Here is a 25,607-nt window from a genome sequence, read left to right on the forward strand (position 1 = left end):
GAGCGCGTAGCGCGGGAATCAGGACGCGTCCGCCACCAACGCCAGCCAGCGCTCGATGCCGCGGCGGTCACGCATGCCCAGCAGCTTCGGTGCGCGGGCGCGCAGGGCACCGAGGTCGGCATCACGGACAGCCCGGCGTACTTCCAGCAAGGTGCCCGGGTGCAGGCTGAATTCGGTCAGGCCCAGCGCCAGCAGCAGCGGGGTCATCCGTGCGTCGCCCGCGATTTCGCCGCAGACCGCCACCGGAATACGATGACGCGCGCCGGTTTCGATCACCATCTGCAGCAGGCGCAGCACGGCCGGGTGCAGCGGCGAATACAGTTCGCCCAGTGCTTCGTTGTTGCGGTCGGCGGCCAGCAGGTACTGCACCAGATCGTTGGTGCCGATCGACAGGAAGTCGACCAGGTCGATGAAACTCTCCAGCGCCAGCGCGGCGGCGGGCACTTCGATCATCGCGCCCAGTGGCACATGCTCGGCCACCATGTGGCCCTCGGCGCGCAGTTGCTCGCCCAGTTTCAGCATGCGCCGGCGTACCGCCAGCAGTTCGTCGCGGGTGCTGACCATGGGCACCAGTACGCGCAGCTTGCCGTAGGCCGAGGCGCGCAGGATCGCGCGCATCTGGGTGTCGGCCACCTTGGGCCGGGCCAGTGACAGGCGCACGCCGCGCAGGCCCAGCGCCGGGTTTTCCTCGTTGCTCAGGGTCAGGCCGGTGCGGTCGGCCTTGTCTGCACCCAGGTCGAGGGTGCGGATGGTCACCGGGCGGCCACTCATGCCCAGTGCCGCATCGCGGTAGGTCTGGAACTGTTCTTCTTCGTCCGGCAGTTCGTTGCGCTGCAGGAACAGGAATTCGGTGCGGTACAGGCCCAGGCCGTGCGCGCCCAGCGCATGCGCTTGGGTTACATCTTCCAGCGATTCGGCGTTGGCCAGCAGGGCGATGTCGACCTGGTCGCGGGTACGGCTGGGCTTGCTGCGCAGGCGGCCGAGCTCGCGCTGCTCGCGCGCGTGCTCCTTCAGGCGTGCGCGGTAATCACGCAGGTTGTCGGCCTGTGGGTTGACGGTGATGCTGCCGTCGGCGCCATCGATGATCAGCACGTCGCCATCGATCACCCTGCTCAGCAGCTGCGGCACGTTGACGATCAACGGCAGGTGCAGGCTGCGGGCGAGGATCGCACTGTGCGAAAGCGCGCTGCCCGCGCTGGTCACGATGCCGACCACACCGTGCGACTGCAGCTGGGCCAGCTCGGAAGGGGCGATGTTGTCGCAGACCAGGATTTCACCGGCCAGGCCCTTTACCGCTGCCGGCCGCTCGGGCTGCAGGAACGCATGGATGCGCCCGATCACATGGTCGAGGTCGTCCATGCGGCTCTTCAGGTAGGCATCGTCCATGCCATCGAAGACTTTGGCCAGGCGGTCGCGCTGCAGTCGCAACGCATAGCCGGCGCTGTAGGGACCGCTGCGGATCAGTTCGTCCAGGCCGAACAGCAGTTCGGGATCGTCCAGCAACAGTGCATGCAGGTCGAGGAACTCGCCCACTTCCTGGTTCAGCGCACCATGCAGGCGCTGGCGCAGCTCGTGCATTTCCGTGCGCGCCGCGTCCACGGCGCGGTGCAGGCGTGCCAGCTCGGATTCAACCTGGGAAGGGGTGACGCGCTGTTCGGCTACTTCCAGCGCATGCGGCAGGCGCACGCGGGCGCGGCCCATCGCAGTACCGCGGGCGGCGCCGTGCCCGGCCAGCAGCTGTACCGGCCGTTGGCCGGTGGGGGCTTGGCCGGCGCGCGCGCGCGGCACGCTCAGTTGTCCTCGTCGAAGCGGCGCTCGAACAGGTCGACCACCGCGTCCATCGCCGCGACTTCGTCCTCGCCGTTGATGCGGATGGTGACCGGCGTGCCTTGCCCTGCCGCCAGCAGCATCACGCCCATGATGCTCTTGGCGTTGATCTCACGGCCCTTGGCGGCCATGGTCACATTGCAGCGGAACGGCGCCAGGGTCTGCACCAGCTTGGCGGTGGCCCGGGCATGCAGGCCCAGGCGGTTGCTCACAGTGAGTTCTCGTTCAAGCATCGTCGACTATCGCTCCATTACGGGTGCCCGCCGCCGCAGTGGCAGGCAGTTGATCCAGTCCCTGTTCCGGATAATTCATCACCCGCAGCAACATCGGCAGACTCAGCGCCGACACCCGGCGAACCGGGGTCCCCAACCGGGCCAGCTGCCCGGCAAGGTTGGCGGGGCTGGCGCCGTACAGGTCGGTCAGGATCAGCACGCCCTCACCCCCATCGACCCGCCGCAGAGCGGCCGAGGCGAGCGGGAGCAGAGCATCCAGGTCTGCGTCGAACGGTACTTCGAAAGCTTCGGTTTTCAACGGCAACTGCCGCAGAAGCCGGGTCGCCACCTCAAGCAGGGCGATCCCGACCCCAGGATGTGTTACGAGGAGAATGCCACAGGTCATTACTGCACGTTAACAGGTCAAGGTGAATTGGCGATAGCAGCAGGAGAGGGGCACTGTGTCCCGTATTCAGCGTTACTCGGGTCGGAGCCCTTTTCCGTTGAAAAAGGGATCCGACCCCATCCGTTTTTCGATGCATGACAGAGAGCCATCCACGCATGGCGTGGATCTACTGTGTCGACCAAGGTCGACACCCACCAACAGCAGCAGAGAACGCCGTCCCGACAGATCGCGGGAACCTGTCGAAGGCGGAGCGGGTCAGCAAGCGGGGGCGTGAGCCGCATGGATGCGGCGACCGAGCTTACATGGACGTACTTGCAGCGTCCCCCACTTGCTGACCTGCCCCGCCACCCCACGAAATGCAGGCGTTTGACGTTGACGTTGCCGTGGCTTCTGCGGGTGCCGGGCGCAGCCCGGCCGACCACCCCTCAATCCTGCTCGCGGTGGTACGTCGCCACGTCTTCCCAGCCCATCTCACGTGCATGGCGGGCCAGGCGTTCGGCCAGGAACACCGAGCGGTGCTTGCCACCGGTACAACCGAAGGCCACCGTCACATAGCTGCGGGTGCCATCACCCAGCTTGGGCAGCCACGTATCCAGGAAATCCATCAGCTGCGCCAGGTAGCGCTGCACATCCGGCTGCGCTTCCAGGTAGTCGCGCACGCCGGGCTCGCGACCGCTCAGCGCCCGCAGTTCCGGATCCCAGTGCGGGTTGGGCAGCACGCGCGCGTCGAACACGAAGTCGGCCTCGGCCGGCACGCCGCGCTTGTAGGCGAACGATTCGAACAGCAGCGACAGGCGGGTGGCATGGCCCATCGCGAATTCGGTGATGATCCGGCGCCGCAGCTGATGCACGTTCAACGCACTGGTATCGATCACCGCATCGGCTTCGCGGCGCAGCGGCGCGATCAGTTCGCGCTCGCGGGCGATCGCTTCCGGCAGCGACAGGCCCAGCTGGCTCAGCGGGTGCCGGCGGCGGGTGTCGGCATAGCGCTTGAGTACCGTTTCATCGTTGGCCTCGAAAAACAGCACCTTGGCGTCCACGCCGGCATCGGTGGCCAGCTGCCGCCAGCTGGACAACTGGGTCAGGTCGCTTTGCCCGCGTACATCGATGCCCACCGCCAGCCGGCGCGCTGCTGCACCGTTGTGGTGGCTCAGGACATTGCGCACGAAGTCCGGCAGCAGCTGGATCGGCAGGTTGTCCGAGCAGTAGTAGTCCTGGTCCTCGAAGGTCTTCAGGGCGACGGATTTACCCGAGCCGGACAGGCCGCTGACGATGATCAGGGTCGGGGCGGTGGGACTGACGGTGCTCATGGACGGACTCTTCGAAGGGCAGGAGGGTCAGGGCGTTCGCCGTTCCAGCAGGTTGCTGTGGCGGGCGATGAACATCGCCGCCGGGTCGATACCCTTGGTACGCAGAATGTGCAGGCGGGTGGCCGCCTCGGTCAGCACGGCCAGGTTGCGGCCGGGCATCACCGGCAGGGTGATCAGCGGCACGTCCAGGTCCAGCACGTGGCGCGTGCCCGAGTCGCCGGTCAGGCGCTCGTAACCATGGGGGGTGGGCTCGGTCATCGGCTTGGTCAGGTGGACGATCAGCCGAAGGTACTTGTTCTTCTTTACAGCGGTGTCGCCAAACATCTCGCGGACGTTCAGCACGCCCAGGCCGCGCACTTCCAGCAGGTCCTGCAGCAGTTCCGGGCAGGTGCCGTCGAGCACGTCGGGGGCGATCTGGGTGAACTCGGGGGCGTCGTCGGCCACCAGGCGGTGGCCGCGACTGAGCAGTTCCAGGGCCAGCTCGCTCTTGCCCGATCCCGCTTCACCGGTGATCAGCACGCCGATGGAATAGATCTCCATGAACACGCCGTGCAGGATCACCCGCGGCGCCAGCGTCCGCGCCAGGTGGTACGACAGATGGTTGAGCAGTTCGTGGCCGCGCTTGGGCGAGAGCCACAGCGGCGTGCCGGATTCATCGGCGGCCGCGCGCAGGTCTTCCGGGCAGGGCTGGTTGCGGGTCAGCACCAGCGCCAGCGGATGCGACTGCATGATTTTTTCGATGGTCTCCCAGCGCTGGCGTGGTTCCAGCGCGTCCAGCCAGGACAGTTCCTCGGTACCGAGGATCTGCACCTTGTTGGGATAGATCGCATTGAGATAGCCGGCCAGCGAAGGGCGTCGCGAGACCGTATTACCGGCCTCCAGCTCGCGCTTCTCGCCGGATTTGCCCGCTGCCCAACGCAGGCCAAGCCGCTCACGCTGCTGTTCGAACAGTTCGCGGGCAGTGATGCTGGTATTCATGCGGCGCTCGCCGGTGGGGTGAGGTCCAGGGCCTGGCGCAGCTCCCGTGCATCACCGGCCTCGCGCAGCGCCTGGCGGATGCAGGGCGCGGAAAACAGCTCGGCCAGCTCGGACAGCAGCATCAGGTGTTGATGGGTGTAGTGGGCGGGAACGGCCATGGCGAACACCAGGTCCACCGGCTCGTCGCCACCGAAATCGACCGGGGTCTGCAGACGCAGCAGCGCGCCACGGGGTCGATCCAGGGTCGGCGCACGACCATGCGGGATGGCGATGCCGTAACCGATCGCGGTACTGCCCAGCGCTTCGCGCTGGCACAGGTTGAGATAGATCTGTTCGGCATTGGCCTGGCGGCAGGCCAGCAATCCGGCCGCGGCCTGCAGGACGCTGTCGCGGTCGGTGGCCGTGCAGAGCTGGGTCTGCACGGCCGCCAGGAGGTCAGTCAGGGGCATGTCTGCGGGAGCGGTGGCCATCAGCCACCATTGTCGCCCACCGGCAGCGGTGCGTGCTGCTGTTTTTTCTCCTTGTGCTTGATCACCAGGCGGTCAAGCTTGTCCGCCAGCAGGTCGATCGCGGCATACATGGTCTGCGCATTGGCTTCAGCGTGCAGGGTCTGACCCGGAATATTGAGGCTGGCATCGACGTGGTGTTCAGTCTTCTGCAGCTTGAGCGTCACCCGCGCTTCGCAGTGCTGGTCGAAGTGTTTGCCGATCCGGGCCAGCTTCTCCTCTACATAGGACTGCAGGGCCGGGGTGACTTCGACATCTTTGCCAAACGTTTCGATGCGCATCGGGTTTCTCCTTTGATCGGATGTGCCAATGAACCTCTCCGCCGGGCGCGGCGGCGCGTCAAACGATTCTGACTCTTTCGTGCGAGGCGGAGATGTTCATGGCCTCACGATACTTCGCCACGGTGCGCCGCGCTACTGGGATTCCCGATGTTTTGAGCAGGTCAGCCAGCTTGGCGTCAGAAAGCGGCTTGCGTGGGTTCTCGTCATCGATCAGGCGCCGGATCATGGCCTGGATGGCGGTGCTGGATGCTTCGCCACCACCCTCGGTGTCGATGCCCGATGCGAAGAAGGCACGCAGCGGCAGGGTGCCGCGTGGCGTACGCACATGCTTGCGGGCGATCGCGCGCGACACGGTGGATTCGTGCAGGCCCAGTTCGCCGGCGATCTCGCGCAGGGTCAGCGGGCGCAGAGCCTGTTCGCCGAATTCAAGGAAGCCCGCCTGCTGCTGGATCAGGCTGCGCACCACCCGCAGCAGCGTCTCGCCACGCGCCTGCAGGCCCTTCAGCAGCCAGCGCGCTTCCTGCAATTGGCCGCGCAGATAACCGGCATCGGCGTCACCGCAGCGACGGATCATCTGTTCGTACCCGCGGTGGATCACCAGCTTGGGGCCGGCATGGGCGGCCAGCGCGGCGCGCCAGATGCCGTTCTGCCGCCACACGACCACGTCCGGCACCACGTAGGTGTCCTGGGCGAGCGGAGCGATCTGGGTGCCGGGGCGAGGGTCCAGCGAGCGCAGCAGGGCCACGGCGGTCTCGACCTCGGCCAACGGCTGCTTCAGCTGCTGGGCCAGGCCGGTCACGCCGCTGCGCGGCAGTTGTTCCAGTGGACCGGCGGCGACCTGTCGGGCCAGGGCCAGGCACGGGGTGTCGACAGGCAGCACGTCCAGCTGCAGTTGCAGGCATTCGCCGAGGCTGCGTGCGGCCACGCCAACGGGGTCGAAGCGCTGGATCTGGTGCAGCACGGTCAGGATTTCGTCTTCACCGGCATGGATCGCCGGCAGCAGCGCTTCGGCAATGGCCGAGAGCGGCTCGCGCAGATAGCCATCGTCTTCCAGCGAATCGATCAGCGCGGCGCCGATGCTGCGGTCGCGGTTGGACAGGTGGGTCAGGTGCAGCTGCCACAGCAGGTGGTCGGCCAGGGTTTCGGTTTCGGCGACGCGTTCGGCAGCACTGCCGTTGTCGTCGTCATCATCGAAACTACCGCCGCTGCCGCCACTGCTCCAGTCCAGCTCGGCGGGCGCCCAGTCGTCGCCACTGCTTTCAGCATTGTCGGGCGGGGCGTCATTGTCTGCGCCCGCGTCGTCGCTGCTGGCGTCCTTGTCGACACCGGCGCCTTCGTCGCTGCTGTCGGACCAGTCCAGCAGTGGATTGCTCTCCACCGCCTGGGCGATTTCCAGCTCCAGCTCGGTCGTGGACATCTGCAGCAGCTTGATCGCCTGCTGCAGCTGGGGCGTTAGCACCAGCTGCTGTCCCAACGATGTCTGCAGCCGAGTCTTCATGCCTGTGCCGAACGGAAGGGAGAGGGCCCGGCGGCCGCGGTTACAGCTTGAAGGAATCCCCAAGGTAGACGCGGCGCACGTCGGCGTTGTCCAGGATCGCCTCGGGCGAGCCCTGGGCCAGTACGGTGCCCTCTGCGAGGATATACGCGCGGTCGCAGATTCCCAAGGTCTCGCGCACGTTGTGGTCGGTGATCAGCACACCGATGCCGCGCTGCTTGAGATGGGTGACGATGCGCTGGATTTCGCCGACCGAGATCGGGTCCACACCGGCGAAGGGTTCGTCGAGCAGGATCAGGCGCGGCTTGGCGGCCAGTGCACGCGCGATCTCGCAACGACGGCGCTCACCACCGGACAGGCTGGCACCGAGCTGTTCGGACACGTGCCCCAGCTGCAGTTCGTCGAGCAGGCTGTTCAGTTCGCGCTCGCGGCCAGCCGAATCCAGGTCCTCGCGCAGTTCCAGCACCAGGCGCAGGTTGTCGGCCACGGTCAGCTTGCGGAACACCGACGGTTCCTGCGGCAGGTAACCCACACCCTGCTTGGCGCGGGTGTACATCGGGTCGCCGGTGATGTCCTTGCCGTCCAGCACGATGCTGCCGGCATCGGCACCGACCAGGCCGACGATCATGTAGAAGCAGGTGGTCTTGCCGGCACCGTTGGGACCCAGCAGGCCGACCACTTCGCCGGCGTCCAGAGTCAGCCCGAAGTCCTTGACGACTTCGCGCTGCTTGTAGCGTTTGCGCAGGCCAGTTGCGACGAGCATTACTTCTTGCCTCCCGCCGGCGCCGCAGCCGGGGCGGCCGCAGGCGTCTTGTTCTTCGGCGGAATCACGGTGCGCACGCGGCTGCCATCGCCGCCGGAGTTCATCTCACCGCTGCGGGTGTTGTAGACCATGCGCTGGCCGGCATTGGTGCCGCGCGCGCTGGTGACCTTGTAGTTGCCGGTCAGGGTGATGATCTCGGTGGTGATGTCGTAGTCGATCCGGTCGGCCACCGCATCCATCCAGCTGCCATCGTCGAGCTGCTGCTTCATCTTGGCCTGCTTGCCGGTGAACACCGCGCGCACGGCTTCGCCGCCCTTGAGGTAGATCTCGGCCTCGGACGAACGCAGGTCCAGCGTGCCCTGGGTGATGATCACGCCGCCCGACAGCACGGTCTTGCCGTCACCGGTGAGGGTGCCGGACTGCGCGCCGGAATCAATGTTCATCGCTTCATTGCGGTCGGTCGACTTGGCAAAGGCGACAGCGGGGACAAGAAGACTGAGTGCGAGCACGGCTGCAAAGGGAATCTTCATCGGGGTCCGTTCTACCGGTGGTGGCCCTCCGGCGGGACCGGGGGCTGCGGGTGGGGGCTGCCTGCTTCGCGCCTGTCGGGAAGACGTCGCGGGCGGGCGGCGGAATCAGCGCTTGGGCGTGTAACGGCCTTTGGACTGGCTGAGGAAATGATACGTGTTGTTCTTCGAATCCACCTCGAACCCGACGCCGGACTGCTCCATGCCCGGGCGGGTCATGGTCACCAGGGCATCGGTACGGGCGCGGTTGTCCTTCGGGAATACGTCCAGGTGGTCGGTGCGGAAGGTGGTCGGGACCACGCCGGGATCGGCCGGGCTGTCGCCGGCGACGTTGCCCCGCAGCTTCATCTCGTCGCCCTTGGCACTGAGCCAGCCGGTCTCGGCGCGCAGTGTCCAGTGCTTGCCGTCCTTGTCGGGCATTTCGAACAGCGGGGTGGTGATGTTGAGCGTCTGGTCGCCACGCTGGCGTTCCAGCAGGGGCGCGCGCAGGGTGGTCGATTCCTTGCCGTGTTCGTCCAGGGCGACGATCTGGAAGTCGTGCAGGATGTAGTCCACACCGGCGTCCTGGCCTTCGACAACAGGTGCCTTTTCACGGTTGCGCAGCGCGGCCCAGCTGCTCAGCAGGGCCGCCAGCAGCAGGCCCACGCCGAGGATCATCCGCCAGTTCAAGGTGGGGGCATTCATGCGCCGAACCTCGCCAGCACGGCGTCCAGGCGGCCCTGCGCGGCCAGCAGCACGTCGCACAGCTCGCGTGCGGCACCACGGCCGCCGTCGGCGCGGGTGATCCAGTGCACGCGCTCGGCGATCCACGGATGGGCATTGGCCGGAGCCACGGCCAGGCCGACCGCGCCCAGTGGCGCCAGGTCCGGCAGGTCGTCACCCATGAAGGCCACCTGCTCCAGGCCGATGCCGTGCTGCGCGCACAGCGCCTGCACGCTGGCCAGCTTGTCGCCGACGGCAATCTGGGTGTCGATGCCCAGGTCGGCGCCGCGCTTGAGCGCGGACTGGCTGTTGCGCGCGGTGATCAGCACGGGGTGGATACCGTGCTGCTGCAGCAGTTTCAGGCCCAGGCCATCCTGCACGAAGTACGCCTTGCTCTCGTTGCCATCCTTGTCGTAGTACAGCCGACCGTCGGTGAGGGTGCCGTCCACGTCGAAGCAGGCCAGGCGGATATTGGCCGCAACGGCATGCAGGTGGGCGGGGAAGGCGGGCAGGGGGGACCAGGGCATCAGGGCATCGGACTCGGTGGTTGCGGGCTCGTTGGTACAGACTGAATGGGGTCTACGGACTGTCGGTTAAACCACCCGGGCCCGCAACAGGTCATGAATGTTCAGGGCGCCGACCGCGCGGCCCTCGCTGTCGACCACGATCAGGCCGGTGATCTTGTGGGTTTCCATCAGCCGGGCAGCCTCCACCGCCAGCTTGTCAGCGCTGATGGTGCGCGGTTGCCGGGTCATCACATCGGCGATCCTGGCGGTGCGCACGTCCAGATCGGTGTCCAGGGCGCGGCGAAGGTCGCCGTCGGTGAACAGGCCGATCAGCACGCCCTGGTCGTCGACCACGGCGGTCATGCCCAGGCGCTTGCGGCTCATCTCCATCAGCGCTTCGCTGAGGCTGGCGCCGACATCGACCTTGGGCAGGTCCTCGCCGGTGTGCATGACGTCGGTGATGTGCAGCAGCAGGCGGCGGCCGAGGCTGCCGGCCGGGTGAGAGCGGGCGAAATCGTCGGCGGTGAAGCCGCGCGCGTCCAGCAGGGCCACCGCCAAGGCGTCGCCCATCGCCAGCGAGGCGGTGGTGCTGGAGGTGGGCGCCAGCGCCAGCGGGCAGGCTTCGGCCGGTACGCTCACATCCAGGTGGAAATCGGCGGCGCTGGCCAGGCTCGACTGCGGGCGTCCGGTCATGGCGATCAGCACGTTGCCCTGGCGCTTGAGCACCGGCAGCAGCATCAGCAGCTCATCCGATTCACCCGAATAGGACAGGGCCAGCACCACGTCGTCCTCGGTGATCATGCCCAGGTCGCCATGGCCGGCCTCGCCCGGGTGCACGTAGAACGCGGGGGTGCCGGTGGAGGCCAGGGTGGCGGCGATCTTGCGTGCGACATGGCCGGACTTGCCCATGCCGGTGGCGACCACCCGGCCGCGGCTGCCCAGGATCGCCCGGCAGGCCTGCTGGAAGGCGTCGCCGAGGCGGTCGGCCACGGCGTCCAGCGCCTGCCGTTCGATCTCGAACACGCGCCGGCCACTGGCGACCAGGGCGGCTGGGTCGGCGGAACGGGGGGGCAACAGGGATTCGGCCATGCGGACGCCACGCAGCGGAAGTAGAATGGACGCACATTTTATTAGGAAAGCCCGTTGGACGCCGACACCATCCGCAATCTGATCGAAACCGGCCTGCCCGGCGCCCGCGCCGACGTGCAGGGTGACGATGGCGTGCATTTCGAAGCGACCGTGGTCAGCGAGGCCTTTGCCGGCAAGATGCCGCTGGCCCGCCACCGGATGGTGTATGCCACTCTGGGCGACCTGATGGGCGGCGCGATCCACGCGCTCGCATTGAAAACCGTGACCCCGGCCGAAGCCGGCTGAACCGCAGAAGATCCCCAATACATGGCCAAGATCGTTGTGACCGGCGGCGCTGCGCTGCACGGTGAAGTAAGCATCTCCGGCGCCAAGAACGCCGTCCTCCCCATCCTGTGCGCGACCCTGCTGGCCGACGCGCCGGTGGAGATCACCAACGTGCCGCATCTGCACGACGTGGTGACCACGGTGAAGCTGCTGGGCGAACTGGGCGCAAAAGTGACCATCGACCAAGGCACGCTGTCGCGCGGCAGTGCGATCGTGGTCGACCCGCGTCCGGTCAACCAGCATGTGGCTCCGTATGAGCTGGTCAGGACCATGCGCGCCTCCATCCTGGTGCTGGGCCCGCTGCTGGCCCGCTTCGGCGCGGCCGAAGTGTCGCTGCCGGGTGGCTGCGCGATCGGCTCGCGTCCGGTCGACCAGCACATCAAGGGCCTGCAGGCACTCGGTGCCGACATCGTGGTCGAGAACGGCTTCATCAAGGCCACCGCCAAGCGCCTGAAGGGTGGCCACTTCACCTTCGACATGGTCAGCGTGACCGGTACCGAGAACGTGCTGATGGCAGCGGTACTGGCCGAAGGCACCACCATCCTCGACAACGCGGCGATGGAACCGGAAGTCACCGACCTGGCGCACTGCCTGATCGCGCTGGGCGCGAAGATCGAAGGCCTGGGCACCGCACGCCTGGTCATCGAAGGTGTCGAGCGCCTGTCCGGTGGCCGCCATGAAGTGCTGCCCGACCGCATCGAAACCGGCACCTTCCTGGTGGCCGCCGCGATGACCGGTGGCAAGGTCACCGTCAACCGCGCGCGTCCGAACACCATGGACGCGGTGCTGGCCAAGCTGGTGGAAGCCGGCGCCACCATCGAGACCACCGAAGACAGCATCACCCTGGACATGCACGGCAAGCGGCCGAAGGCGGTCAACCTGACCACCGCGCCGTACCCGGCGTTCCCGACCGACATGCAGGCGCAGTTCATGGCGCTCAACTGCGTGGCCGATGGCGTGGGCGTGATCAACGAAACGATCTTCGAAAACCGTTTCATGCACGTCAACGAACTGCTGCGCCTCGGCGCGGACATCCAGGTGGAAGGCCACACGGCCATCGTGCGCGGTCACGAACGCCTGAGCGGGGCGCCGGTGATGGCGACCGACCTGCGCGCATCGGCATCGCTGATCCTGGCCGGCCTGATGGCCGATGGCGATACCACCATCGATCGCATCTACCACCTTGATCGCGGCTACGAGAACATCGAAGAGAAGCTGTCTTCGCTCGGCGCCACCATCCGGCGCGTGGCCGCATGATCCTGCGCGGCAAATTCAGCCGTCGCCGCAAGGCGCTGTTGGTGCTGGTGTTGATCGTACTGGCGTGGCTGGGCTACGCCTGGTACGCCAACATCGCCATCACCAAGGGCATCGAGCAGAAGGACATGGACTGGAATGGCGATGGCACGGTGACCCGTGACGAGATCATCCAGTCGTTCTACGCGGTGGCGGTGAACGACAGCCAGGACGGCAACCGCCATTGCCGTACCTTCGTGCGTCGATCCACGGGCGAGCAGATCCGGGTGGACTGCCGCACCGAGTTCGCGCCGGCGGAAGCGCCGAAGAAATAAAAAAAACGCCCGCGAAAGCGGGCGTTTTTTTGGGACATCCATCCACGCATGGCGTGGATCTACTGGGACGTGAAGTAGATCCACGCCATGCGTGGATGGCGCGGATCCCCGGTCAGTTCATCGCCTTGATGGTCAGGTCCAGCGCATCGCGACCGCTTTCACGCTGCAGCATGCGCGCCGGTACCGGGAACTCCGGCACGATCCAGGCGATCAGCTCCTTGTTGCCGTCGACGCGCGAGACCTTGGTGGCCTCGTAGCTCTTGCCGCCCACGGTCACCGATTCCTTGCCCACCACGCGGTAGGTCATGTTCTTGATGCGGCCTTCGTCGACCATGCGATAGGTCAGCGGCTTGCCGGCAGCCAGGTCGCGGGCAATGGCCAGGTTGATCAGCAGCGCGTCCATGTCGCCGGCCTTCAGGGCGATCGGTCCGGCGCGATCCGGCTTGATGTCGCCGGTCCAGGTGGCCTGGTTGCTGGTCCAGTTGTAGTTGGCCTGCACATTGCGCTTCTTCACCAGCAACGCCGAGCGATCCTGGCTGCTGAGCGGGCGCAGCTGCCCGCGCACCTCCTCGAACACGGTGGTCTGGCTCAGGTCGGCCAGCTGGTTCTTGACCTGCAGGCTGTAGCGCCACTTGTTGCTGCCTTCGCTGGCCAGGGTCATGCTGCCGTTGGCCTGCATGCCCATGTAGCTGGCCAGGTAGTCGGCCTTGAACGGCTGCAGGGCCATGGCCGGCAGGCTGGCCACCGACAAGGCGGCAGCGGCGATCCAGGTCAGGGGGCGGGTCAGGGTGTTCATGCTCAGACTCCTTGGTATTCGATCAGGCGCAGATCGACGCGATCTTCGCCGTCTTCGCGTTGCAGGATGCGCACCGGGGTGGGGACACCGTTGGCGATCCAGAGAATGGTTTCGTTGTTGCCGCCGTTGGTCCGATAGACCCGCAGCGCGTTGTAGGACAGGTCGCCGACCTCGACGTTCTCGGTCTGCGGCGCGGCCTGGTAATCGTGCTGGCGCACCTTGCCCATGTCGACGTAGCGATAGTGCATGGCCGCGCCAGGGCGGGCATCGCGCATGATCGCCAGGTTCATCAGCAGGGCGCTCTGGTCGCCGGCCTGCAGCGGAATCGGTTGTGCGCGCTTCTTTTCCACGTCGCCACTCCACTGCGCGGTGCCGGCCTGCCAGTTGTAGGTGCCGACGGCCTTCTTGCCGAGGAACAGGCCCTTGCGCACCGTGCTCTGGCTGAGCGGCGCGTACACGCCATTGCGCTCCTCGAACACGGTGCTCTGCTCGATGTTCAGGCCGAGCACGCTGGCAAAGCCGCGACGGCCGACCACCTGCATGTCCACCCGCCACTGGTTGCCACCGGTGTGGGTGACTTGCATGGTCGCGTCGCCCGCTTCCTTGCTCTTGTAGAAGGCCTGGTAGGTTGCGCTGAACGGCTGCAGCGGCGGCGGCTCCCAGGCCAGCGCAGGCAGCACCGGCGGCGCCACCTCGGCAGGTGCCGGCGCAGCAGGCGCTGTTGCCTGGCCCCAGCCCGCACAGGCGAGGACGGCAAGCGGCAGCAGCAGGGTTGTACGCAGCAGGGTCGTGGTCTTCATGGCCGACAGGAACCGCAGGAGGGGAGCAGGATGCCAGCCCCGCAGTCAGCGGGGCGTGTGCACGGGCGTTACCGGTTCAGGTTCCCGGCGGAATCTAGAGCCAAGGGGCTAAACAGGGGGTGACCGTCGAATGTCGGCTGGCCTTCCCGTTCAGCCAGACGGCCTGCACACAGCAGTTCCAGGGTGGCGATCAGCAGCGGATGCTCCACCGCGAGCACGCGTTCGGCCAGGGTCTGCGCATCATCGCCGGCAAGCACCGGAACCCGCGCCTGCGCCAGCACCGCGCCGGCATCCAGTTCCGGCACCACCAGGTGCACGCTGGCGCCGTGCTCGCTATCGCCGGCCTCAAGCGCCCGTGCATGGGTGTGCAGGCCCTTGTGCAGCGGCAGCAGCGAGGGATGAATATTGACCAGGCGGCCATTGAACCGCTGCACGAAATCGGCGCCCAGGATGCGCATGTAGCCGGCGCAGACGATCCAGTCCGGGGCGGATGCAGCCAGCGCATCACCCAGCGCCTGCTCGTAGGCGGCGCGGTCGCTGAACTCCTTCGGCGCATGCCCCCAGCGTCGATCCGCTGCCACCCGCTCCAGTGCGGTCGCATCGGGGCGGTCGGAGAACACGCCGACAATCTCGGCCTGCAGTCGCCCTGCCGCGATGGCGTCGACAATGGCCTGCAGGTTGCTGCCGCGACCGGAGGCCAGCACGGCGATTCGGCAGATGCTCATCGCCCCGCGCTCCGGCGCACCAACGGCCACAGCAACAGGCTGCCCAGGGTCGCCAGCAGCATGTCCGCATGCGCGTCCCACATGTCGCCCTGCTGGCCGTTGTAGGCCTCGGCCGCTTCCGGCGACAGGGCAAGGGCGATGCCCCATTCCAGCCACTCATACACCAGGCTGGAACACATCACTGCCATCACCGCCAGGGTGAATGCCTGGCCGATGCGCAGCGCAGGCCAGGACTGTCGCGCCAGCTGCAGCAACGCCGGTGTGAAGCAGACGCCATAGAGGAAGTGGATCAGGCGATCGAAGTGGTTGCGCTGCCAGCCAAAGGCGGCATCCGGCGACCATCCGAGCAGCGACTGCAGCCAGGCGTCATAGGGAACGTTGGAATACAGCCAGCGCGCGGCCACGCAGTGAATGGCGATGAAGCCGCAGATGGCGATGAACGCGCCGTTGTCCAGCTGCCAGCGCCGGTCCACCCACCACAGGGCGAGCAGGCCGATCACGGTCAGCGAGCTGTGCAGGGTCTGCTCGAGCGGCCACAGCGGATGGATCCAGGTTGCTGCGAATATGCACAACACCGCAGCCAGCGCGACCTTCTTCGGTCCCGACAGTGAGTGGGTGGCGCGGTTGCTGGCGAGCGTGGAGGCGGCGGGCGTGGACATGTCGGAGCAATCAGCAGAAGGGACGGAACATGCGCCTGCCAGCTCAGACGCTGACGTGGTCGCCGCGGTCGAACAGTGCAGCGATCTCCGGTTTGCGCAGGAAATACACCGCGTAGGCGGTCAACGCCATGCCCAGCGGGCCGGCCATTACCGCTGCCCAGGCCGCGCCGCGACACCAGGCCAGATTGCTGCGCTGGCCAAGCAGTCGCGCGGTGCGCAGCTGCAGGAAGCCCAGCCCGATGGCCAGCAGCGACACCGCGCCGTACACCGTCGCCAGCACGGCACCGTCATCCATGCCGCGTTCGAAGGCGACGATGCCGACAAAACCGAGGAACACCAGCGCTGCCAGCCAATGGAAGCCTGCCAGTGCATAGAACAGGATCTTCAGGTTGTGCAGGTGGCTGGCGGTCTGCAGGTCGGCCAGGGTCTGCCGGGGCAGGGGTGGCGGGTTCAATCCATCGCTCATGCCACACCCGCCTGGCCAGCGAAGGCGGCCTTCACCTGCGGGCGCTGCAGCACGACCAGGGTGAACACGCCGAGGATGGTGCCGATGGGGGTGAACAGGCACGACAGCCCCGCCACGATCATGCACAACAGGTAGCGGCGCTGCTGCGACAGGCAGCGGCCGGCATAGGCGACAAAGCCGGCCAGGGTCAGCCCACCAAGCACGATGCAGAAACCCATCACGGTGAACAGCCAGCCGACGAACTGCTGTTCTTCCGGCGAAGACGGTTCACCGCCGGACTTCATCGGCAGCGAGCCGGACAGCATGGCGATGCCCAGCACGATGTGCAGGATGAAGATCAGCGAGAACACCGCCATCAGGCCGGCGACCACGTAGTGGCCGATCGCCAGTTGGCGCAGCTGGGTGGCGTCCTGCGGGCCGAACACCGGCACGGCCGGGTTCGGCGGCAGCACAGACGGAGCCGGCGTCGACGACAAGGGAGGGGGTGCGTCCATGCGGGTTCCTTTGTCCAGTGGATCAGGCGATGTGGACGCGTTCGCCGCCCTGGGCGGTGACCACCTGGCCGATCGTCCAGTGCTCCAGGCCCTGCGCCTTGACCGCAGCGGACACGGCCTCAAGCTGGTCCGGGGCGACGATCAGCACAAAGCCGATGCCGCAGTTGAAGGTGCGCCACATTTCACTGTCGGCCACCGCGCCTTCCTTCTGCAGCCACTGGAACACCGGCGGCAGGGTCCACGACGAGGCCTGGATGTCCAGGCCGAGGCCCTCGGGCACCACGCGGATGATGTTCTCGGTCAGGCCGCCGCCGGTGATGTGGGCCATGCCATGGATGGCATCGCCGTGCGACTTCAGCAGCGACAGGATCGGCTTGACGTACAGGCGGGTGGGGGCCATCAGCGCATCGACCAGCTTGACCCCGCCTTCCAGCTCCAGCTCGGCCGGGCGGCCGGCGCGGTCGTAGATGCGACGGACCAGCGAGTAGCCGTTGGAGTGCGGGCCGGACGAGGCGATGCCGATCAGCACGTCGCCTTCGGCGACATGGGCGCCGTCCTTCAACTCGCTCTTTTCGACGGCAGCGACGGTGAAGCCGGCCAGGTCGTACTCGCCCGGCGCGTACATGTCGGGCATCTCGGCGGTTTCGCCGCCGATCAGGGCGCAGCCGGCCTCGGTGCAGCCATTGGCGATGCCGCCCACGACCGCGGCGGCGGTATCGATGTCCAGCTTGCCGGTGGCGAAGTAGTCCAGGAAGAACAGCGGCTCGGCGCCCTGCACCAGCACGTCGTTCACGCACATGGCGACCAGGTCGATGCCGATCGTATCGTGGCGGTTCAGCTGGTGGGCCAGCTTCAGCTTGGTGCCGACGCCGTCGGTACCCGACACCAGCACCGGCTCGCGGTACTTGTTGGACAGGTCGAACAGGGCACCGAAGCCACCCAGGCCGCCCATCACCTCCGGACGGAAGCTGCGCTTGACCAGGGGCTTGATCCGCTCGACCAGCTCGTTGCCGGCGTCGATGTCGACACCCGCGTCACGGTAGGTGAGGGGGGAAGGGGCGGAAGACGGGCTGTTGGTCACGGGCGTCGGCGCTGGCAGGGGTTGAATCGCCGATTTTAACAGGCCGCATTGGCGCAAAGGCCGTATTCGGGCAACAATTCCCCCCGGATACGTCGAGCCAATGGATGTCCTGATGCGCCGCAGCCTGTTTTTGACCCTGCTCCTTGCGCTGTGCCTGCCGGTGGCCACGATGGCCCAGAGCGGCATGCGAACCGAGGGGGATGTTGCCACTGCCAGTGGTGCGTACGAGGCCGAAGTGCCCGTCAACAGCCAAGCCGAGGCTGACCGCAACGGTGCACTTGCCCGCGCGTTGAGCGTTGTACTGGGCAAATTGTCCGGCGATCGCAGCGTCATGTCGCGCCCCGGCGTGGCGCAGGCGTTGCGCAATGCCAAGGACTATGTGGCCAGCTACGACTACAAGCAGGACCAGAGCGTGGGCGCCAGCGGTGCGCCGAGCTTCCGTACCCTGCTGGTCGCGCGCTTCCGCGAGGATGACGTGGACGGGCTGGTGTCGGCGCTGGGCCTGCCGCTGTGGCCGCAGCCACGACCGAAGCCGGTGCTGTGGCTGGCCGTTGATGACGGCAGCGGTCCGCGTCTGGTCAGCGTGCAGCAGGCCAATGCCGCGCGGCCGTTGCTGAGCCGGGCCATCGAGCGCGGCTACAAGCTCGGCCTGCCCAGTGGTGGCGCCGCCGAGCAGGCCCTGGCCGGTGCCATCTGGCGCCAGGACAGCGCTGCCGTTGCCCGCGCCTCGTCGCGCTATTCGCCGCCGATGCAGTTGATCGGCAAGCTCTACCGCGCCAATGGCGGCTGGCAGGCGGACTGGGTGTTCGTCGACAACGGCCGTGAACTGAACAAGTGGACCAGCAAGGACGCCAACGCCATGCGCGCGATGGCCGCCGGTGCCGATGGCGCTGCCGACGCGCTGGTCAAGCGTTATGCCAAGGCCGGTGCGGCCACTGGTCAGGCGGGCACCTACCGCGTGGTGGTGACCGGCATCAACAGCGCGGACGAATACCTGCGCCTGGCTGCCGGCCTGCGTGAAGTGGCCGTGGTGCGCAACGTTACCCCGCTGCGTGCGACCGCCGATCATCTGGAACTGAATCTGGAAATGACCACCGGCCTGGCCGGCTTCAACCGCATGCTCGGCGACAACGGCGTGCTGGTGCCGTCGGCGACCCTGCCGGCCCTGCCGACGCCGATCGACGATACGACCGGTGCACCGGCACCGGCGCCGGTCAGCAACGAGTACCGCCTGCGATGATCCTGTCCCCGGAAGCGGAAATCGCGCAGTTCCTGCGTCGGCTGAAGTACATCCTGCTGGCGGGCCTGATCGGCTGGATCGTCTGGCTGCTGGCACCGATCCTGACCCCGTTCGTGCTGGCGCTGGCGCTGGCCTGGCTGGGCGATCCGCTGGTGGACCGCATCGAGGCCACCGGCCGCTCGCGCATGACCGGCGTGGTGCTGGTGTTCGTGGCGATGGTGCTGGTGATCGTCGCGCTGCTGCTGGTGCTGGTGCCGATGATCGAGCGCCAGATCACGACCTTGATCGCCGCGGCGCCGCAGGCGCAGGCTTGGTTGATGGAGAAGGGCATTCCCTGGTTCGAGCAGAAGACCGGGCTGGAAGTGATGCAGTGGATGGACCCGGACCGCCTGATCGAGTGGGTGCGCAGCCATTGGCAGCAGGCCGGTGGGTTCGCAACAACCTTCATGGGCTACGTATCGCGCTCGGGCTTCACGGTGGTCACCTGGGTGGTCAACCTGTTGCTGCTGCCGATCCTGGCGTTCTACTTCCTGCGCGATTGGGACAAGCTGGTCGAGCGCGTGGCATCGGTGATTCCGCGCAACCAGATCGGCACGATCACCGCGCTGGCGCGTGAATCCAATGAAGTGCTCGGTGCGTTCATCCGCGGGCAGTTCCTGGTGATGCTGGCGCTGGGCGTGATCTACGCCGGTGGCCTGTCGCTGGTCGGGCTCAAGCTGGGCCTGTTGATCGGCCTGATCGCCGGCCTGATCAGCTTCATTCCCTACCTGGGCGCGACTACCGGCATCCTGATGGCGATCGTGGCTGCGCTGGTGCAGGCGCAGGGGTTCGACCTGAAGCTGCTGATCCTGGTCGGCGTGGTGTTCACCGTCGGCCAGCTGCTGGAGAGCTACGTGCTGACCCCGCGCATCGTCGGCGACAAGATCGGCCTGCACCCGGTGGCGGTGATCTTCGCGGTGATGGCCGGTGGCCAGCTGTTCGGCTTCCTTGGCATGCTGCTGGCACTGCCGGTGGCGGCGGTGAGCAACGTGCTGTTGCGCTATGCGCACCAGCGCTACCGGCAGAGTGAGCTGTATGCCGGCGAGAAGCCCGCGATCGTGCTTGATGGCGTGATCGACCAGCCCCATATCATCGTGCCTGGCAATGACAAGGGTCCGGAACTGAAGTGATTGGTGTGCCGCAACTTCCGCTGGCCCTGCATTACCCGCGGGACCAGCGCCTGGAGAGCTTCATCGGTGCGCCGGACGGCGCGCTGGCGCAGCTGCATGCCATCGCGGTAGGGGCCAGCCACGATTGGATCTACCTGGAAGGCGCGGCCGGCACCGGCAAGACCCATCAGGCGCTGGCGATGTGTTCCAGCGCCGAGCAGGCCGGGCGCCTGCCGACGTACGTGCCGCTGGCCAGTGTGGTTGGCCGGGTGCGGGTGGCGCTGGAAGGACTGGAGCAGCGCGAGCTGGTGGCGCTGGATGGCCTGGATGCGGTGGCGGGCAACCGCGAGGACGAGATCGCGCTGTTCGATTTCCACAACCGCGCGCGCGCTGCCGACGTGACGGTGCTGTACACCGCGCAGAAGTCGCCCGGCGAACTGGGCCTGGTGCTGCCGGACCTGCGTTCGCGCCTGGGCCAGTGCGTGCGCGTGCTGCTGCAGCCGCTGGACGAGGAAGGCCGCGCAGCAGTGCTGCGCGAGCGCGCGCTGCGCCGTGGTTTGGCGATCGACGAGGCCGCCATCGAGTGGCTGCTGTCGCACACCGGCCGCGAGCTGGGGGGGCTGATCACGCTGCTGGACTGGCTGGATCGCGAATCGCTGGCGGCGAAGCGGCGGATCACCGTGCCGTTCCTGCGCCAGGTACTGGAAGAAGGCCGTCCTCGTTACTGAGATTGGGGTTGGTCGGCAGGGCTGCGCCCTGCACCCCCTGAAGCCGAAGCAACGTCAACGTCAACGTCAGAAGCGGGCTATCTGTGGGATGGCGGGGTGGCTCAGGTTGCGGGGGACGGCGCAAGTACGTCCATGTAGCCTCGGTCGCGCCTTGCTCGTGTGCGCTGTCCTGCGCACACGGCAAGACCGGGGTTGGGCGTCCTGCCCAACCCGCCCGAGGCATGCCTCGGGCCCATGGCGCTCACGCCCCCGCAACCTGAGCCACCCCGCCTTCGACAGGTTCCCGCGATCTGTCGGGACGGCGTTCTGCACTGCTGTCGGTAGGTGTCGACCTTGGTCGACACGGTAGATCCACGCCATGCGTGGATGCGTTTTTCGCTTTGTGAGCGAAGCGACCCGCTTCTGCTTTTCTTTCTTTCTTTCTTCCGTGGCTGGACGCACACGGAAACTGTCAGAGGCCGGGCGGGGTGGGTTGCGCAGGGGCGTGAGCCGCATGGATGCGGCGACCGAGCTTACATGGACGTACTTGCAGCGTCCCCTGCGCAGGCCATCCCGCCCGGCCAAGCAAGGCTTCTGCTCTGAAGACGTCCAACCACGAGGGGCTCAGCCGTTCGCCGCCAACTCAACGTCCAGCGCACGCAGGCGATCAACAGTACCGACATCCGTCCAGCGACCGCGATGATGCTGACCGCTGATCCGCCCCTGCGCCATGAAATGCTTCTGCAGCGGCACCACCGAGAACTTCGGTGGCACGCGCTCGCTGCCCGCTGCCTTGCCGATCACCGCGCGCCAATCGGCCACGATCGACGGACGATAGACGCCGATGCCCGCATAGGTCAGGCACGGACCTTCGCGGTCGTGGTGCAGCACGCCGTGCGCGTCCAGCCGGTAGTCGCCGGCGGGGTGCTGTGCCGGGTTGTCGACCAGCACCAGATGCGCTTCGCCGGCCGGTTCACGCGGCAGCGTGGCGAAATCGAAATCGGTCCAGATATCGCCGTTCACCACCAGGAACGGATCGTCCCCCAGCGCCGGCAATGCATTGAGGATGCCGCCACCGGTTTCCAGCGGGGTATCGCCTTCGTGCATGAAATGCAGCTGCAGGTCCCATTGGCGGCCATCGCCCAATGTCGCCGGAAACTGCTCGGCGAGCCATGCGGTGTTGATCACCACGTCGCGGATGCCGAATGCAGCCAATCGCTCCAGGTGCCACACGATCAGTGGTTTGCCGGCCACTGCCAGCAGCGGCTTGGGCGTGTGCAGGGTCAGTGGGCGCATGCGCTCGCCCAGGCCGGCGGCGAAAATCAGTGCCTTCATCGACGCGGCCTTCAGCGCAGCACGCGCATCGGCGCGGCCAGCTCGGCCAGTGCCGGCTTGATCCGCATTTCCAGCAACTGCTGCAACGGTGCCAGTTCGCGGTAGCGTGGCAGCACTTCATCCAGGTAGGCGATGAAGCGTGGCGCGTCGTCCAGGTAGTGGCCCTTGTTGTCGCGGTAGCGCAGGCGGCAGAACAGGCCGAGGATCTTCACGTGGCGCTGGATGCCCATCCAGTCGGCATCGCGCAGGAAGGTGGCACGGTCGGGTACCGGCAGGCCGGCATCGCGCGCGCGCTGGTGATACTGCGACAGCCATTCGTCCACGCGCTGCAGCGGCCAGCTCAGGAAGGCATCCTTGAACAGACTCACCGCGTCGTAGGCGATCGGGCCACGCACCAGGTCCTGGAAATCCAGCACGGCCGGGCCGCCGTCCACCGGCATCAGGTTGCGCGGCATGTAGTCGCGGTGGGTCATCAGCTGGGCCTGGCCCAGCGCGTTGTCCATCAGCCGGCGGTGGACCAGCTGCAGGCCTTCGATCTCGCCGCAGTCCAGTTCAAGGCCAAGATGGCGCTGCAGGAACCACTCATCGAACAGGCCCGCATCACGCTGCAGCAGCGCTTCGCCGAACTGGCCGAAATCGGCCGGCACCGGGATGGCCTGCAGGCGCAGCAGCTGTTCGATGGAGCGGCTGAACCACGCGTCGGCATTGCGTTCGTCGAGGATCTTCGCCAGCGTCGGGCCGCCCAGGTCTTCCAGCAGCAGGAAGCCGGCGTCGAGGTCCTGGGCAAGCAGCGCGGGCACGCGCAGGCCATGATCGTGCAGCAGGCCGCGCATGCGCAGCCACGGCGTGGGGTCTTCCAGCCCCGGCGGGGCGTCCATCACGATGTGGCTGCCACGCTGGCTGGTGGTGCGCCAGTAGCTGCGCATGCCGGCGTCGACCGAGGCGCGTTCGACCACGGCGTTGCCGTCGTCGAGCTGGGTACGGGCCCACTGCAGGCGCTGTGCGCTGCGCTGGGGATCAGAGGCGGGTTCGGTCATGCAGGCATATCCGGGCGCGCCGGGCGCGCCAACGTCGGGGCAGAATGAAGAGGAGGTAGCGGCTCAGCGGCGGCCGCTGAACAGGCGCAGGATCGCCAGCACGACGACCGCGCCGACGACCGCGCCAAGGAAGCCGGCCGGTTCACCGGGCGCGTACCAGCCCATGTACTGGCCGAACCAGCCGGCCAGCAGCGCGCCGATGATGCCCAGCACGATGGTCAACAGGCAGCCCATGCGGTTGTTGCCGGGCATGAAGAAGCGTCCCAGCAGGCCGACGAAGAAGCCGACCAGGATGATGTAGAGCCAGCTGGTGCTGCCAAACAGACCGTTCATGCCATCAGTGCTCTCGAAGGATGGACGCAGCCTAGCAAGGCCGGGCTGCGTCCGTCACTGCGTGCTGGATCAGCAGCAGCCGTGGTCGCCGTGGCGGGTGCCGCTGTCGGCGGCCACCGGCGAACCGCTGGTCTCGCCACGCAGGCTGGCCGCGTAGTGCTCGCTGATCACCTTGGACACGCACGAGGTGACCTTCTTGCCCATCGGAATGTGCAGGAACTCGTTCGGGCCGTGGGCGTTGGAGTGCGGGCCGAGCACGCCGGTGATCATGAACTGGGCGCCCGGGAACTTCTCGCCCAGCATGCCCATGAACGGGATCGAGCCGCCTTCGCCCATGTACATCGCCGGCTTGCCGAAGAAGGTCTGGCTGGCGTCGTCGATGGCCTTGGTCAGCCACGGTGCCATCGCCGGCGCGTTCCAGCCGGTGGAGGCCTTTTCCAGGTCCAGGGTGACCTGCGCGCCGTTCGGCGGATCGCGCAGCAGCGCTTCCTTCAGCAGCTCGCCGCAGGTCTTGCCATCGGCGGTCGGCGGCAGGCGCAGCGACAGCTTCACCGCGGTATGCGGACGCAGCACGTTGCCGGCCGATTCCAGCGGCGGCATGCCGCCGATGCCGGTCACCGACAGGGCAGGGCGCCAGGTACGGTTGAGCACCAGCTCGGTCAGGTCGTCGTTCATCGGCTTGAGGCCATCGACCAGCGGGAATTTCTCGAAGATCGCAGTATCGACCACGTCGGCGGCGCGCTTGGCCTGTTCCAGGCGCTCAGCCGGGATCTCCACGTTCATGCCCTCGATCAGGATGCGGCCGGTGTCCTGGTCCTCGATGCGCGACAGCAGCTGGCGCAGCAGGCGGAAGCTGGACGGCACCACGCCGGAGGCATCACCGGAGTGCACGCCTTCGTTGAGCACCTTCACCGAGAAGTTGCCGCCGGTCAGGCCGCGCAGCGAGGTGGTGCACCACAGCTGGTCGTAGTTGGCGCAGCCCGAATCCAGGCAGACCACCAGCGACGGCTTGCCGATGCGGTCAGCCAGGTGGTCGACGTAGGCAGGCAGGTCGTAGCTGCCCGATTCTTCACAGGCTTCGATCAACACCACGCAGCGGGCGTGCGGCAGGCCCTGGGCCTGCAGCGCCAGCACCGCGGCCAGCGAGCCGAAGATGGCGTAACCGTCATCGGCGCCGCCACGGCCATACAGCTTGTCGCCGCGCAGGACCGGGGTCCACGGGCCCAGATCGTCGTCCCAGCCGGTCATCTCCGGCTGCTTGTCCAGGTGGCCGTAGAGCAGGATGGTGTCGTCGCCGGTTTCGGTGCCGGTAGCCGGAATTTCCAGCAGAATCAGCGGGGTACGGCCTTCCAGACGGACTACTTCGACCTTCAGGCCGGGCAGTTCCTGCGCCTTGGCCCAGGTTTCCATCAGGGTGACCGCCTGCTCCATGTAGCCGTTCTGCACCCAGTTGGCGTCGAACATCGGCGACTTGTTGGGAATGCGGATGTAGTCGACCAACTGCGGGACGATTTCGCTGTCCCACTTGTCATTGACGAATTGGCCGAGCTTGGCGCTGTCCATCTGAAACTCCGGTTGCATGGCTGATCCGCCCATTCTACGCCTCGGCCAAGGGTAGGGTTTTCCCTACATCACGTCGGGTATTTGGCTGGCTTTTAGAAATCCGTGAACCCGATACGCTGTGTGCATGTGGTGACGGACACTGTTTCGACCGACGGGATTGCCGGTCGGGACGGTCAGAACCACAAGGAGATACACGTCGTGCCTTGGTTTGTCGTGTTTAGGGCGCTGGTACTGGGAATGTGGATCGCGGCGGCGCAAGCTGCCGAGCCGATCGACATCAACCGGGCCGATGCCCAGGCGCTGCAGCAGGGATTGACGATGGTCGGGGCCACCAAGGCCGCGGCAATCGTTGAGCACCGGCGCAGACACGGCCCGTTTCACCGCGTCGAGGACCTGACGCAGGTGAAGGGGATAGGGACATCGATCGTCGAACGGAATCGACGGCGGATCACCGTTGGCAACACGAAGTTGCCTGCGGATCCGGTACCCGGATCGGTACCGGTGCGAACCGTACCCAGGCGCTGACAACAGGAAACGTCGGGACCGGCAGGATGCAGGTCCATTGGCTACGGACAGGATGCCCGTAACCACCGACCGTCGCAGGGATGCGGCACCAATCACCAGGATGGTGGCATCACAGACCTGTGGAAGGGGCTGAGATACAAACAGGACAGACGCGGCCGCGTGCAGGATGCAACGCCGCCCCCGCTTCGCAGGATGCGAGGGGGT

31 protein-coding genes are annotated in these 25,607 nt (G+C 66.8%); 7 read left to right on the top strand and 24 right to left on the bottom strand.

All coding sequences use genetic code 11. The features are described from left to right. Positions 1-18 precede the first annotated feature (18 nt). The 13 genes from ptsP to QP457_RS05250 all read right to left on the bottom strand — a co-directional run bounded on the left by ptsP (position 19) and on the right by QP457_RS05250 (position 10,602). Positions 19-1,788: a phosphoenolpyruvate--protein phosphotransferase gene (gene ptsP / locus QP457_RS05190; RefSeq protein ID WP_205405049.1), complete on the bottom strand. Its 1,770-nt coding sequence runs from the start codon at positions 1,786-1,788 to the stop codon at positions 19-21. A gap of 2 nt (positions 1,789-1,790) precedes the next feature. Then, on the bottom strand, positions 1,791-2,060 hold the full coding sequence (locus QP457_RS05195; RefSeq protein WP_025874024.1) for an HPr family phosphocarrier protein: 270 nt from the start codon (positions 2,058-2,060) through the stop codon (positions 1,791-1,793). Then, entirely contained in the window at positions 2,053-2,445 is a 393-nt protein-coding gene (locus tag QP457_RS05200; RefSeq protein ID WP_099819261.1) for a PTS fructose IIA subunit family protein, read from the bottom strand. Before QP457_RS05200 ends, QP457_RS05195 begins: the two co-directional genes overlap by 8 nt. A gap of 425 nt (positions 2,446-2,870) precedes the next feature. Continuing rightward, entirely contained in the window at positions 2,871-3,755 is an 885-nt protein-coding gene (rapZ, locus tag QP457_RS05205; RefSeq protein ID WP_162292003.1) for an RNase adapter RapZ, read from the bottom strand. Positions 3,756-3,782: 27 nt separating this feature from the next. Further along, positions 3,783-4,733: an HPr(Ser) kinase/phosphatase gene (gene hprK / locus QP457_RS05210; RefSeq protein ID WP_004147299.1), complete on the bottom strand. Its 951-nt coding sequence runs from the start codon at positions 4,731-4,733 to the stop codon at positions 3,783-3,785. Continuing rightward, positions 4,730-5,182, bottom strand: a complete 453-nt coding sequence (locus QP457_RS05215) for a PTS sugar transporter subunit IIA (protein WP_032977285.1) — start codon at positions 5,180-5,182, stop codon at positions 4,730-4,732. The genes hprK and QP457_RS05215 overlap by 4 nt, the downstream gene beginning before the upstream one ends. A 20-nt stretch (positions 5,183-5,202) precedes the next feature. Next, entirely contained in the window at positions 5,203-5,520 is a 318-nt protein-coding gene (gene raiA, locus QP457_RS05220) for a ribosome-associated translation inhibitor RaiA (RefSeq protein WP_004147311.1), read from the bottom strand. A gap of 58 nt (positions 5,521-5,578) precedes the next feature. Continuing rightward, positions 5,579-7,018: an RNA polymerase factor sigma-54 gene (locus QP457_RS05225; protein WP_205405047.1), complete on the bottom strand. Its 1,440-nt coding sequence runs from the start codon at positions 7,016-7,018 to the stop codon at positions 5,579-5,581. A gap of 40 nt (positions 7,019-7,058) precedes the next feature. Then, a complete protein-coding gene (lptB, locus tag QP457_RS05230) occupies positions 7,059-7,778 on the bottom strand; it encodes an LPS export ABC transporter ATP-binding protein (protein ID WP_025874019.1) in 720 nt (239 codons plus the stop codon). Then, on the bottom strand, positions 7,778-8,308 hold the full coding sequence (gene lptA / locus QP457_RS05235) for a lipopolysaccharide transport periplasmic protein LptA (protein WP_099819263.1): 531 nt from the start codon (positions 8,306-8,308) through the stop codon (positions 7,778-7,780). Before lptA ends, lptB begins: the two co-directional genes overlap by 1 nt. A 105-nt stretch (positions 8,309-8,413) precedes the next feature. Further along, a complete protein-coding gene (gene lptC, locus QP457_RS05240) occupies positions 8,414-8,989 on the bottom strand; it encodes an LPS export ABC transporter periplasmic protein LptC (RefSeq protein WP_089239303.1) in 576 nt (191 codons plus the stop codon). Then, entirely contained in the window at positions 8,986-9,534 is a 549-nt protein-coding gene (locus tag QP457_RS05245) for an HAD hydrolase family protein (RefSeq protein ID WP_100463540.1), read from the bottom strand. The genes lptC and QP457_RS05245 overlap by 4 nt, the downstream gene beginning before the upstream one ends. Before the next feature lie 66 nt (positions 9,535-9,600). Then, a complete protein-coding gene (locus QP457_RS05250) occupies positions 9,601-10,602 on the bottom strand; it encodes a KpsF/GutQ family sugar-phosphate isomerase (protein ID WP_100551733.1) in 1,002 nt (333 codons plus the stop codon). A 54-nt stretch (positions 10,603-10,656) separates the two neighbouring features. Between QP457_RS05250 and QP457_RS05255 the strand changes: the two genes are divergently transcribed. The 3 genes from QP457_RS05255 to QP457_RS05265 are packed head-to-tail and all read left to right on the top strand — an operon-like array spanning position 10,657 to position 12,494. Then, on the top strand, positions 10,657-10,887 hold the full coding sequence (locus QP457_RS05255) for a BolA family protein (protein ID WP_089239309.1): 231 nt from the start codon (positions 10,657-10,659) through the stop codon (positions 10,885-10,887). 21 nt (positions 10,888-10,908) lie between these two features. Further along, on the top strand, positions 10,909-12,183 hold the full coding sequence (gene murA / locus QP457_RS05260) for a UDP-N-acetylglucosamine 1-carboxyvinyltransferase (protein ID WP_180163785.1): 1,275 nt from the start codon (positions 10,909-10,911) through the stop codon (positions 12,181-12,183). Then, complete coding sequence (locus QP457_RS05265) at positions 12,180-12,494, top strand: hypothetical protein (protein WP_100551735.1); 315 nt, start codon at positions 12,180-12,182, stop codon at positions 12,492-12,494. The genes murA and QP457_RS05265 overlap by 4 nt, the downstream gene beginning before the upstream one ends. Before the next feature lie 112 nt (positions 12,495-12,606). Here QP457_RS05265 and QP457_RS05270 read toward each other — a convergent pair whose 3' ends face one another. The 7 genes from QP457_RS05270 to purM form a co-directional block, all read right to left on the bottom strand. Continuing rightward, positions 12,607-13,290 carry a DUF3108 domain-containing protein gene (locus tag QP457_RS05270; protein WP_180163786.1) on the bottom strand — a complete coding sequence of 228 codons (684 nt, stop codon included), beginning with the start codon at positions 13,288-13,290 and terminating at the stop codon, positions 12,607-12,609. Between the two features lie 2 nt (positions 13,291-13,292). After that, positions 13,293-14,090 carry a DUF3108 domain-containing protein gene (locus QP457_RS05275; RefSeq protein ID WP_205405046.1) on the bottom strand — a complete coding sequence of 266 codons (798 nt, stop codon included), beginning with the start codon at positions 14,088-14,090 and terminating at the stop codon, positions 13,293-13,295. Between the two features lie 68 nt (positions 14,091-14,158). Beyond that, positions 14,159-14,815: a phosphoribosylglycinamide formyltransferase gene (purN, locus tag QP457_RS05280; protein WP_205405045.1), complete on the bottom strand. Its 657-nt coding sequence runs from the start codon at positions 14,813-14,815 to the stop codon at positions 14,159-14,161. Next, a complete protein-coding gene (locus tag QP457_RS05285; protein ID WP_205405044.1) occupies positions 14,812-15,474 on the bottom strand; it encodes a DUF2238 domain-containing protein in 663 nt (220 codons plus the stop codon). Before QP457_RS05285 ends, purN begins: the two co-directional genes overlap by 4 nt. Before the next feature lie 43 nt (positions 15,475-15,517). Further along, positions 15,518-15,940 carry a hypothetical protein gene (locus tag QP457_RS05290; RefSeq protein ID WP_205405043.1) on the bottom strand — a complete coding sequence of 141 codons (423 nt, stop codon included), beginning with the start codon at positions 15,938-15,940 and terminating at the stop codon, positions 15,518-15,520. Further along, positions 15,937-16,434, bottom strand: coding sequence for a hypothetical protein (locus tag QP457_RS05295; RefSeq protein WP_205405042.1), 498 nt, complete (start codon positions 16,432-16,434; stop codon positions 15,937-15,939). The genes QP457_RS05290 and QP457_RS05295 overlap by 4 nt, the downstream gene beginning before the upstream one ends. Before the next feature lie 22 nt (positions 16,435-16,456). Continuing rightward, positions 16,457-17,515, bottom strand: a complete 1,059-nt coding sequence (gene purM / locus QP457_RS05300) for a phosphoribosylformylglycinamidine cyclo-ligase (protein ID WP_100551742.1) — start codon at positions 17,513-17,515, stop codon at positions 16,457-16,459. A 112-nt stretch (positions 17,516-17,627) separates the two neighbouring features. On the opposite strand from purM, the gene QP457_RS05305 reads away from it, so the two are divergent. From QP457_RS05305 to hda, 3 genes are read left to right on the top strand one after another with little or no spacing between them, the layout of a single operon-like run. Beyond that, entirely contained in the window at positions 17,628-18,755 is a 1,128-nt protein-coding gene (locus tag QP457_RS05305) for a DUF2066 domain-containing protein (RefSeq protein ID WP_223482051.1), read from the top strand. Continuing rightward, a complete protein-coding gene (locus QP457_RS05310; RefSeq protein WP_100551743.1) occupies positions 18,752-19,924 on the top strand; it encodes an AI-2E family transporter in 1,173 nt (390 codons plus the stop codon). The genes QP457_RS05305 and QP457_RS05310 overlap by 4 nt, the downstream gene beginning before the upstream one ends. Then, positions 19,924-20,631 (top strand): DnaA regulatory inactivator Hda, encoded by a 708-nt coding sequence (hda, locus tag QP457_RS05315; RefSeq protein ID WP_180164311.1) that lies wholly within the window; start codon positions 19,924-19,926, stop codon positions 20,629-20,631. The genes QP457_RS05310 and hda overlap by 1 nt, the downstream gene beginning before the upstream one ends. Before the next feature lie 603 nt (positions 20,632-21,234). Here the strand turns inward: hda and murU are convergent. The 4 genes from murU to QP457_RS05335 form a co-directional block, all read right to left on the bottom strand. Continuing rightward, positions 21,235-21,945: an N-acetylmuramate alpha-1-phosphate uridylyltransferase MurU gene (murU, locus tag QP457_RS05320; protein ID WP_205405041.1), complete on the bottom strand. Its 711-nt coding sequence runs from the start codon at positions 21,943-21,945 to the stop codon at positions 21,235-21,237. Between the two features lie 11 nt (positions 21,946-21,956). Continuing rightward, positions 21,957-22,982 carry a phosphotransferase gene (locus tag QP457_RS05325; RefSeq protein ID WP_100551745.1) on the bottom strand — a complete coding sequence of 342 codons (1,026 nt, stop codon included), beginning with the start codon at positions 22,980-22,982 and terminating at the stop codon, positions 21,957-21,959. 63 nt (positions 22,983-23,045) lie between these two features. Then, positions 23,046-23,315, bottom strand: a complete 270-nt coding sequence (locus QP457_RS05330; protein ID WP_089239335.1) for a GlsB/YeaQ/YmgE family stress response membrane protein — start codon at positions 23,313-23,315, stop codon at positions 23,046-23,048. 69 nt (positions 23,316-23,384) lie between these two features. Beyond that, positions 23,385-24,878, bottom strand: a complete 1,494-nt coding sequence (locus QP457_RS05335; RefSeq protein WP_180163792.1) for a M20 family metallopeptidase — start codon at positions 24,876-24,878, stop codon at positions 23,385-23,387. A gap of 102 nt (positions 24,879-24,980) precedes the next feature. Here QP457_RS05335 and QP457_RS05340 point away from each other — a divergent pair, with 102 nt between their 5' ends. Further along, a complete protein-coding gene (locus QP457_RS05340; RefSeq protein WP_286041275.1) occupies positions 24,981-25,403 on the top strand; it encodes a helix-hairpin-helix domain-containing protein in 423 nt (140 codons plus the stop codon). The last annotated feature ends 204 nt before the right edge of the window (positions 25,404-25,607 follow it).

Origin of the sequence: Stenotrophomonas sp. As-7, from assembly GCF_030291015.1 — a bacterium.
In the GTDB taxonomy this organism is placed as follows: Bacteria; Pseudomonadota; Gammaproteobacteria; order Xanthomonadales; family Xanthomonadaceae; genus Stenotrophomonas; species Stenotrophomonas lactitubi.

What these genes read in the sequence shown, in the direction of transcription:
- lptA (WP_099819263.1), bottom strand. Translation starts at nt 8,308, where the DNA reads ATGAAGATTCCCTTTGCAGCCGTGCTCGCACTCAGTCTTCTTGTCCCC.
- QP457_RS05215 (WP_032977285.1), bottom strand. Translation starts at nt 5,182, where the DNA reads ATGCCCCTGACTGACCTCCTGGCGGCCGTGCAGACCCAGCTCTGCACG.
- QP457_RS05265 (WP_100551735.1), top strand. Translation starts at nt 12,180, where the DNA reads ATGATCCTGCGCGGCAAATTCAGCCGTCGCCGCAAGGCGCTGTTGGTG.
- QP457_RS05295 (WP_205405042.1), bottom strand. Translation starts at nt 16,434, where the DNA reads ATGGACGCACCCCCTCCCTTGTCGTCGACGCCGGCTCCGTCTGTGCTG.
- QP457_RS05275 (WP_205405046.1), bottom strand. Translation starts at nt 14,090, where the DNA reads ATGAAGACCACGACCCTGCTGCGTACAACCCTGCTGCTGCCGCTTGCC.
- QP457_RS05250 (WP_100551733.1), bottom strand. Translation starts at nt 10,602, where the DNA reads ATGGCCGAATCCCTGTTGCCCCCCCGTTCCGCCGACCCAGCCGCCCTG.
- purN (WP_205405045.1), bottom strand. Translation starts at nt 14,815, where the DNA reads ATGAGCATCTGCCGAATCGCCGTGCTGGCCTCCGGTCGCGGCAGCAAC.
- QP457_RS05325 (WP_100551745.1), bottom strand. Translation starts at nt 22,982, where the DNA reads ATGACCGAACCCGCCTCTGATCCCCAGCGCAGCGCACAGCGCCTGCAG.
- lptC (WP_089239303.1), bottom strand. Translation starts at nt 8,989, where the DNA reads ATGAATGCCCCCACCTTGAACTGGCGGATGATCCTCGGCGTGGGCCTG.
- QP457_RS05270 (WP_180163786.1), bottom strand. Translation starts at nt 13,290, where the DNA reads ATGAACACCCTGACCCGCCCCCTGACCTGGATCGCCGCTGCCGCCTTG.
- QP457_RS05305 (WP_223482051.1), top strand. Translation starts at nt 17,628, where the DNA reads ATGCGCCGCAGCCTGTTTTTGACCCTGCTCCTTGCGCTGTGCCTGCCG.
- QP457_RS05330 (WP_089239335.1), bottom strand. Translation starts at nt 23,315, where the DNA reads ATGAACGGTCTGTTTGGCAGCACCAGCTGGCTCTACATCATCCTGGTC.
- raiA (WP_004147311.1), bottom strand. Translation starts at nt 5,520, where the DNA reads ATGCGCATCGAAACGTTTGGCAAAGATGTCGAAGTCACCCCGGCCCTG.
- QP457_RS05310 (WP_100551743.1), top strand. Translation starts at nt 18,752, where the DNA reads ATGATCCTGTCCCCGGAAGCGGAAATCGCGCAGTTCCTGCGTCGGCTG.
- QP457_RS05195 (WP_025874024.1), bottom strand. Translation starts at nt 2,060, where the DNA reads ATGCTTGAACGAGAACTCACTGTGAGCAACCGCCTGGGCCTGCATGCC.
- murU (WP_205405041.1), bottom strand. Translation starts at nt 21,945, where the DNA reads ATGAAGGCACTGATTTTCGCCGCCGGCCTGGGCGAGCGCATGCGCCCA.
- QP457_RS05285 (WP_205405044.1), bottom strand. Translation starts at nt 15,474, where the DNA reads ATGTCCACGCCCGCCGCCTCCACGCTCGCCAGCAACCGCGCCACCCAC.
- murA (WP_180163785.1), top strand. Translation starts at nt 10,909, where the DNA reads ATGGCCAAGATCGTTGTGACCGGCGGCGCTGCGCTGCACGGTGAAGTA.
- QP457_RS05200 (WP_099819261.1), bottom strand. Translation starts at nt 2,445, where the DNA reads ATGACCTGTGGCATTCTCCTCGTAACACATCCTGGGGTCGGGATCGCC.
- QP457_RS05245 (WP_100463540.1), bottom strand. Translation starts at nt 9,534, where the DNA reads ATGCCCTGGTCCCCCCTGCCCGCCTTCCCCGCCCACCTGCATGCCGTT.
- hprK (WP_004147299.1), bottom strand. Translation starts at nt 4,733, where the DNA reads ATGAATACCAGCATCACTGCCCGCGAACTGTTCGAACAGCAGCGTGAG.
- QP457_RS05290 (WP_205405043.1), bottom strand. Translation starts at nt 15,940, where the DNA reads ATGAGCGATGGATTGAACCCGCCACCCCTGCCCCGGCAGACCCTGGCC.
- QP457_RS05335 (WP_180163792.1), bottom strand. Translation starts at nt 24,878, where the DNA reads ATGGACAGCGCCAAGCTCGGCCAATTCGTCAATGACAAGTGGGACAGC.
- lptB (WP_025874019.1), bottom strand. Translation starts at nt 7,778, where the DNA reads ATGCTCGTCGCAACTGGCCTGCGCAAACGCTACAAGCAGCGCGAAGTC.
- QP457_RS05225 (WP_205405047.1), bottom strand. Translation starts at nt 7,018, where the DNA reads ATGAAGACTCGGCTGCAGACATCGTTGGGACAGCAGCTGGTGCTAACG.
- rapZ (WP_162292003.1), bottom strand. Translation starts at nt 3,755, where the DNA reads ATGAGCACCGTCAGTCCCACCGCCCCGACCCTGATCATCGTCAGCGGC.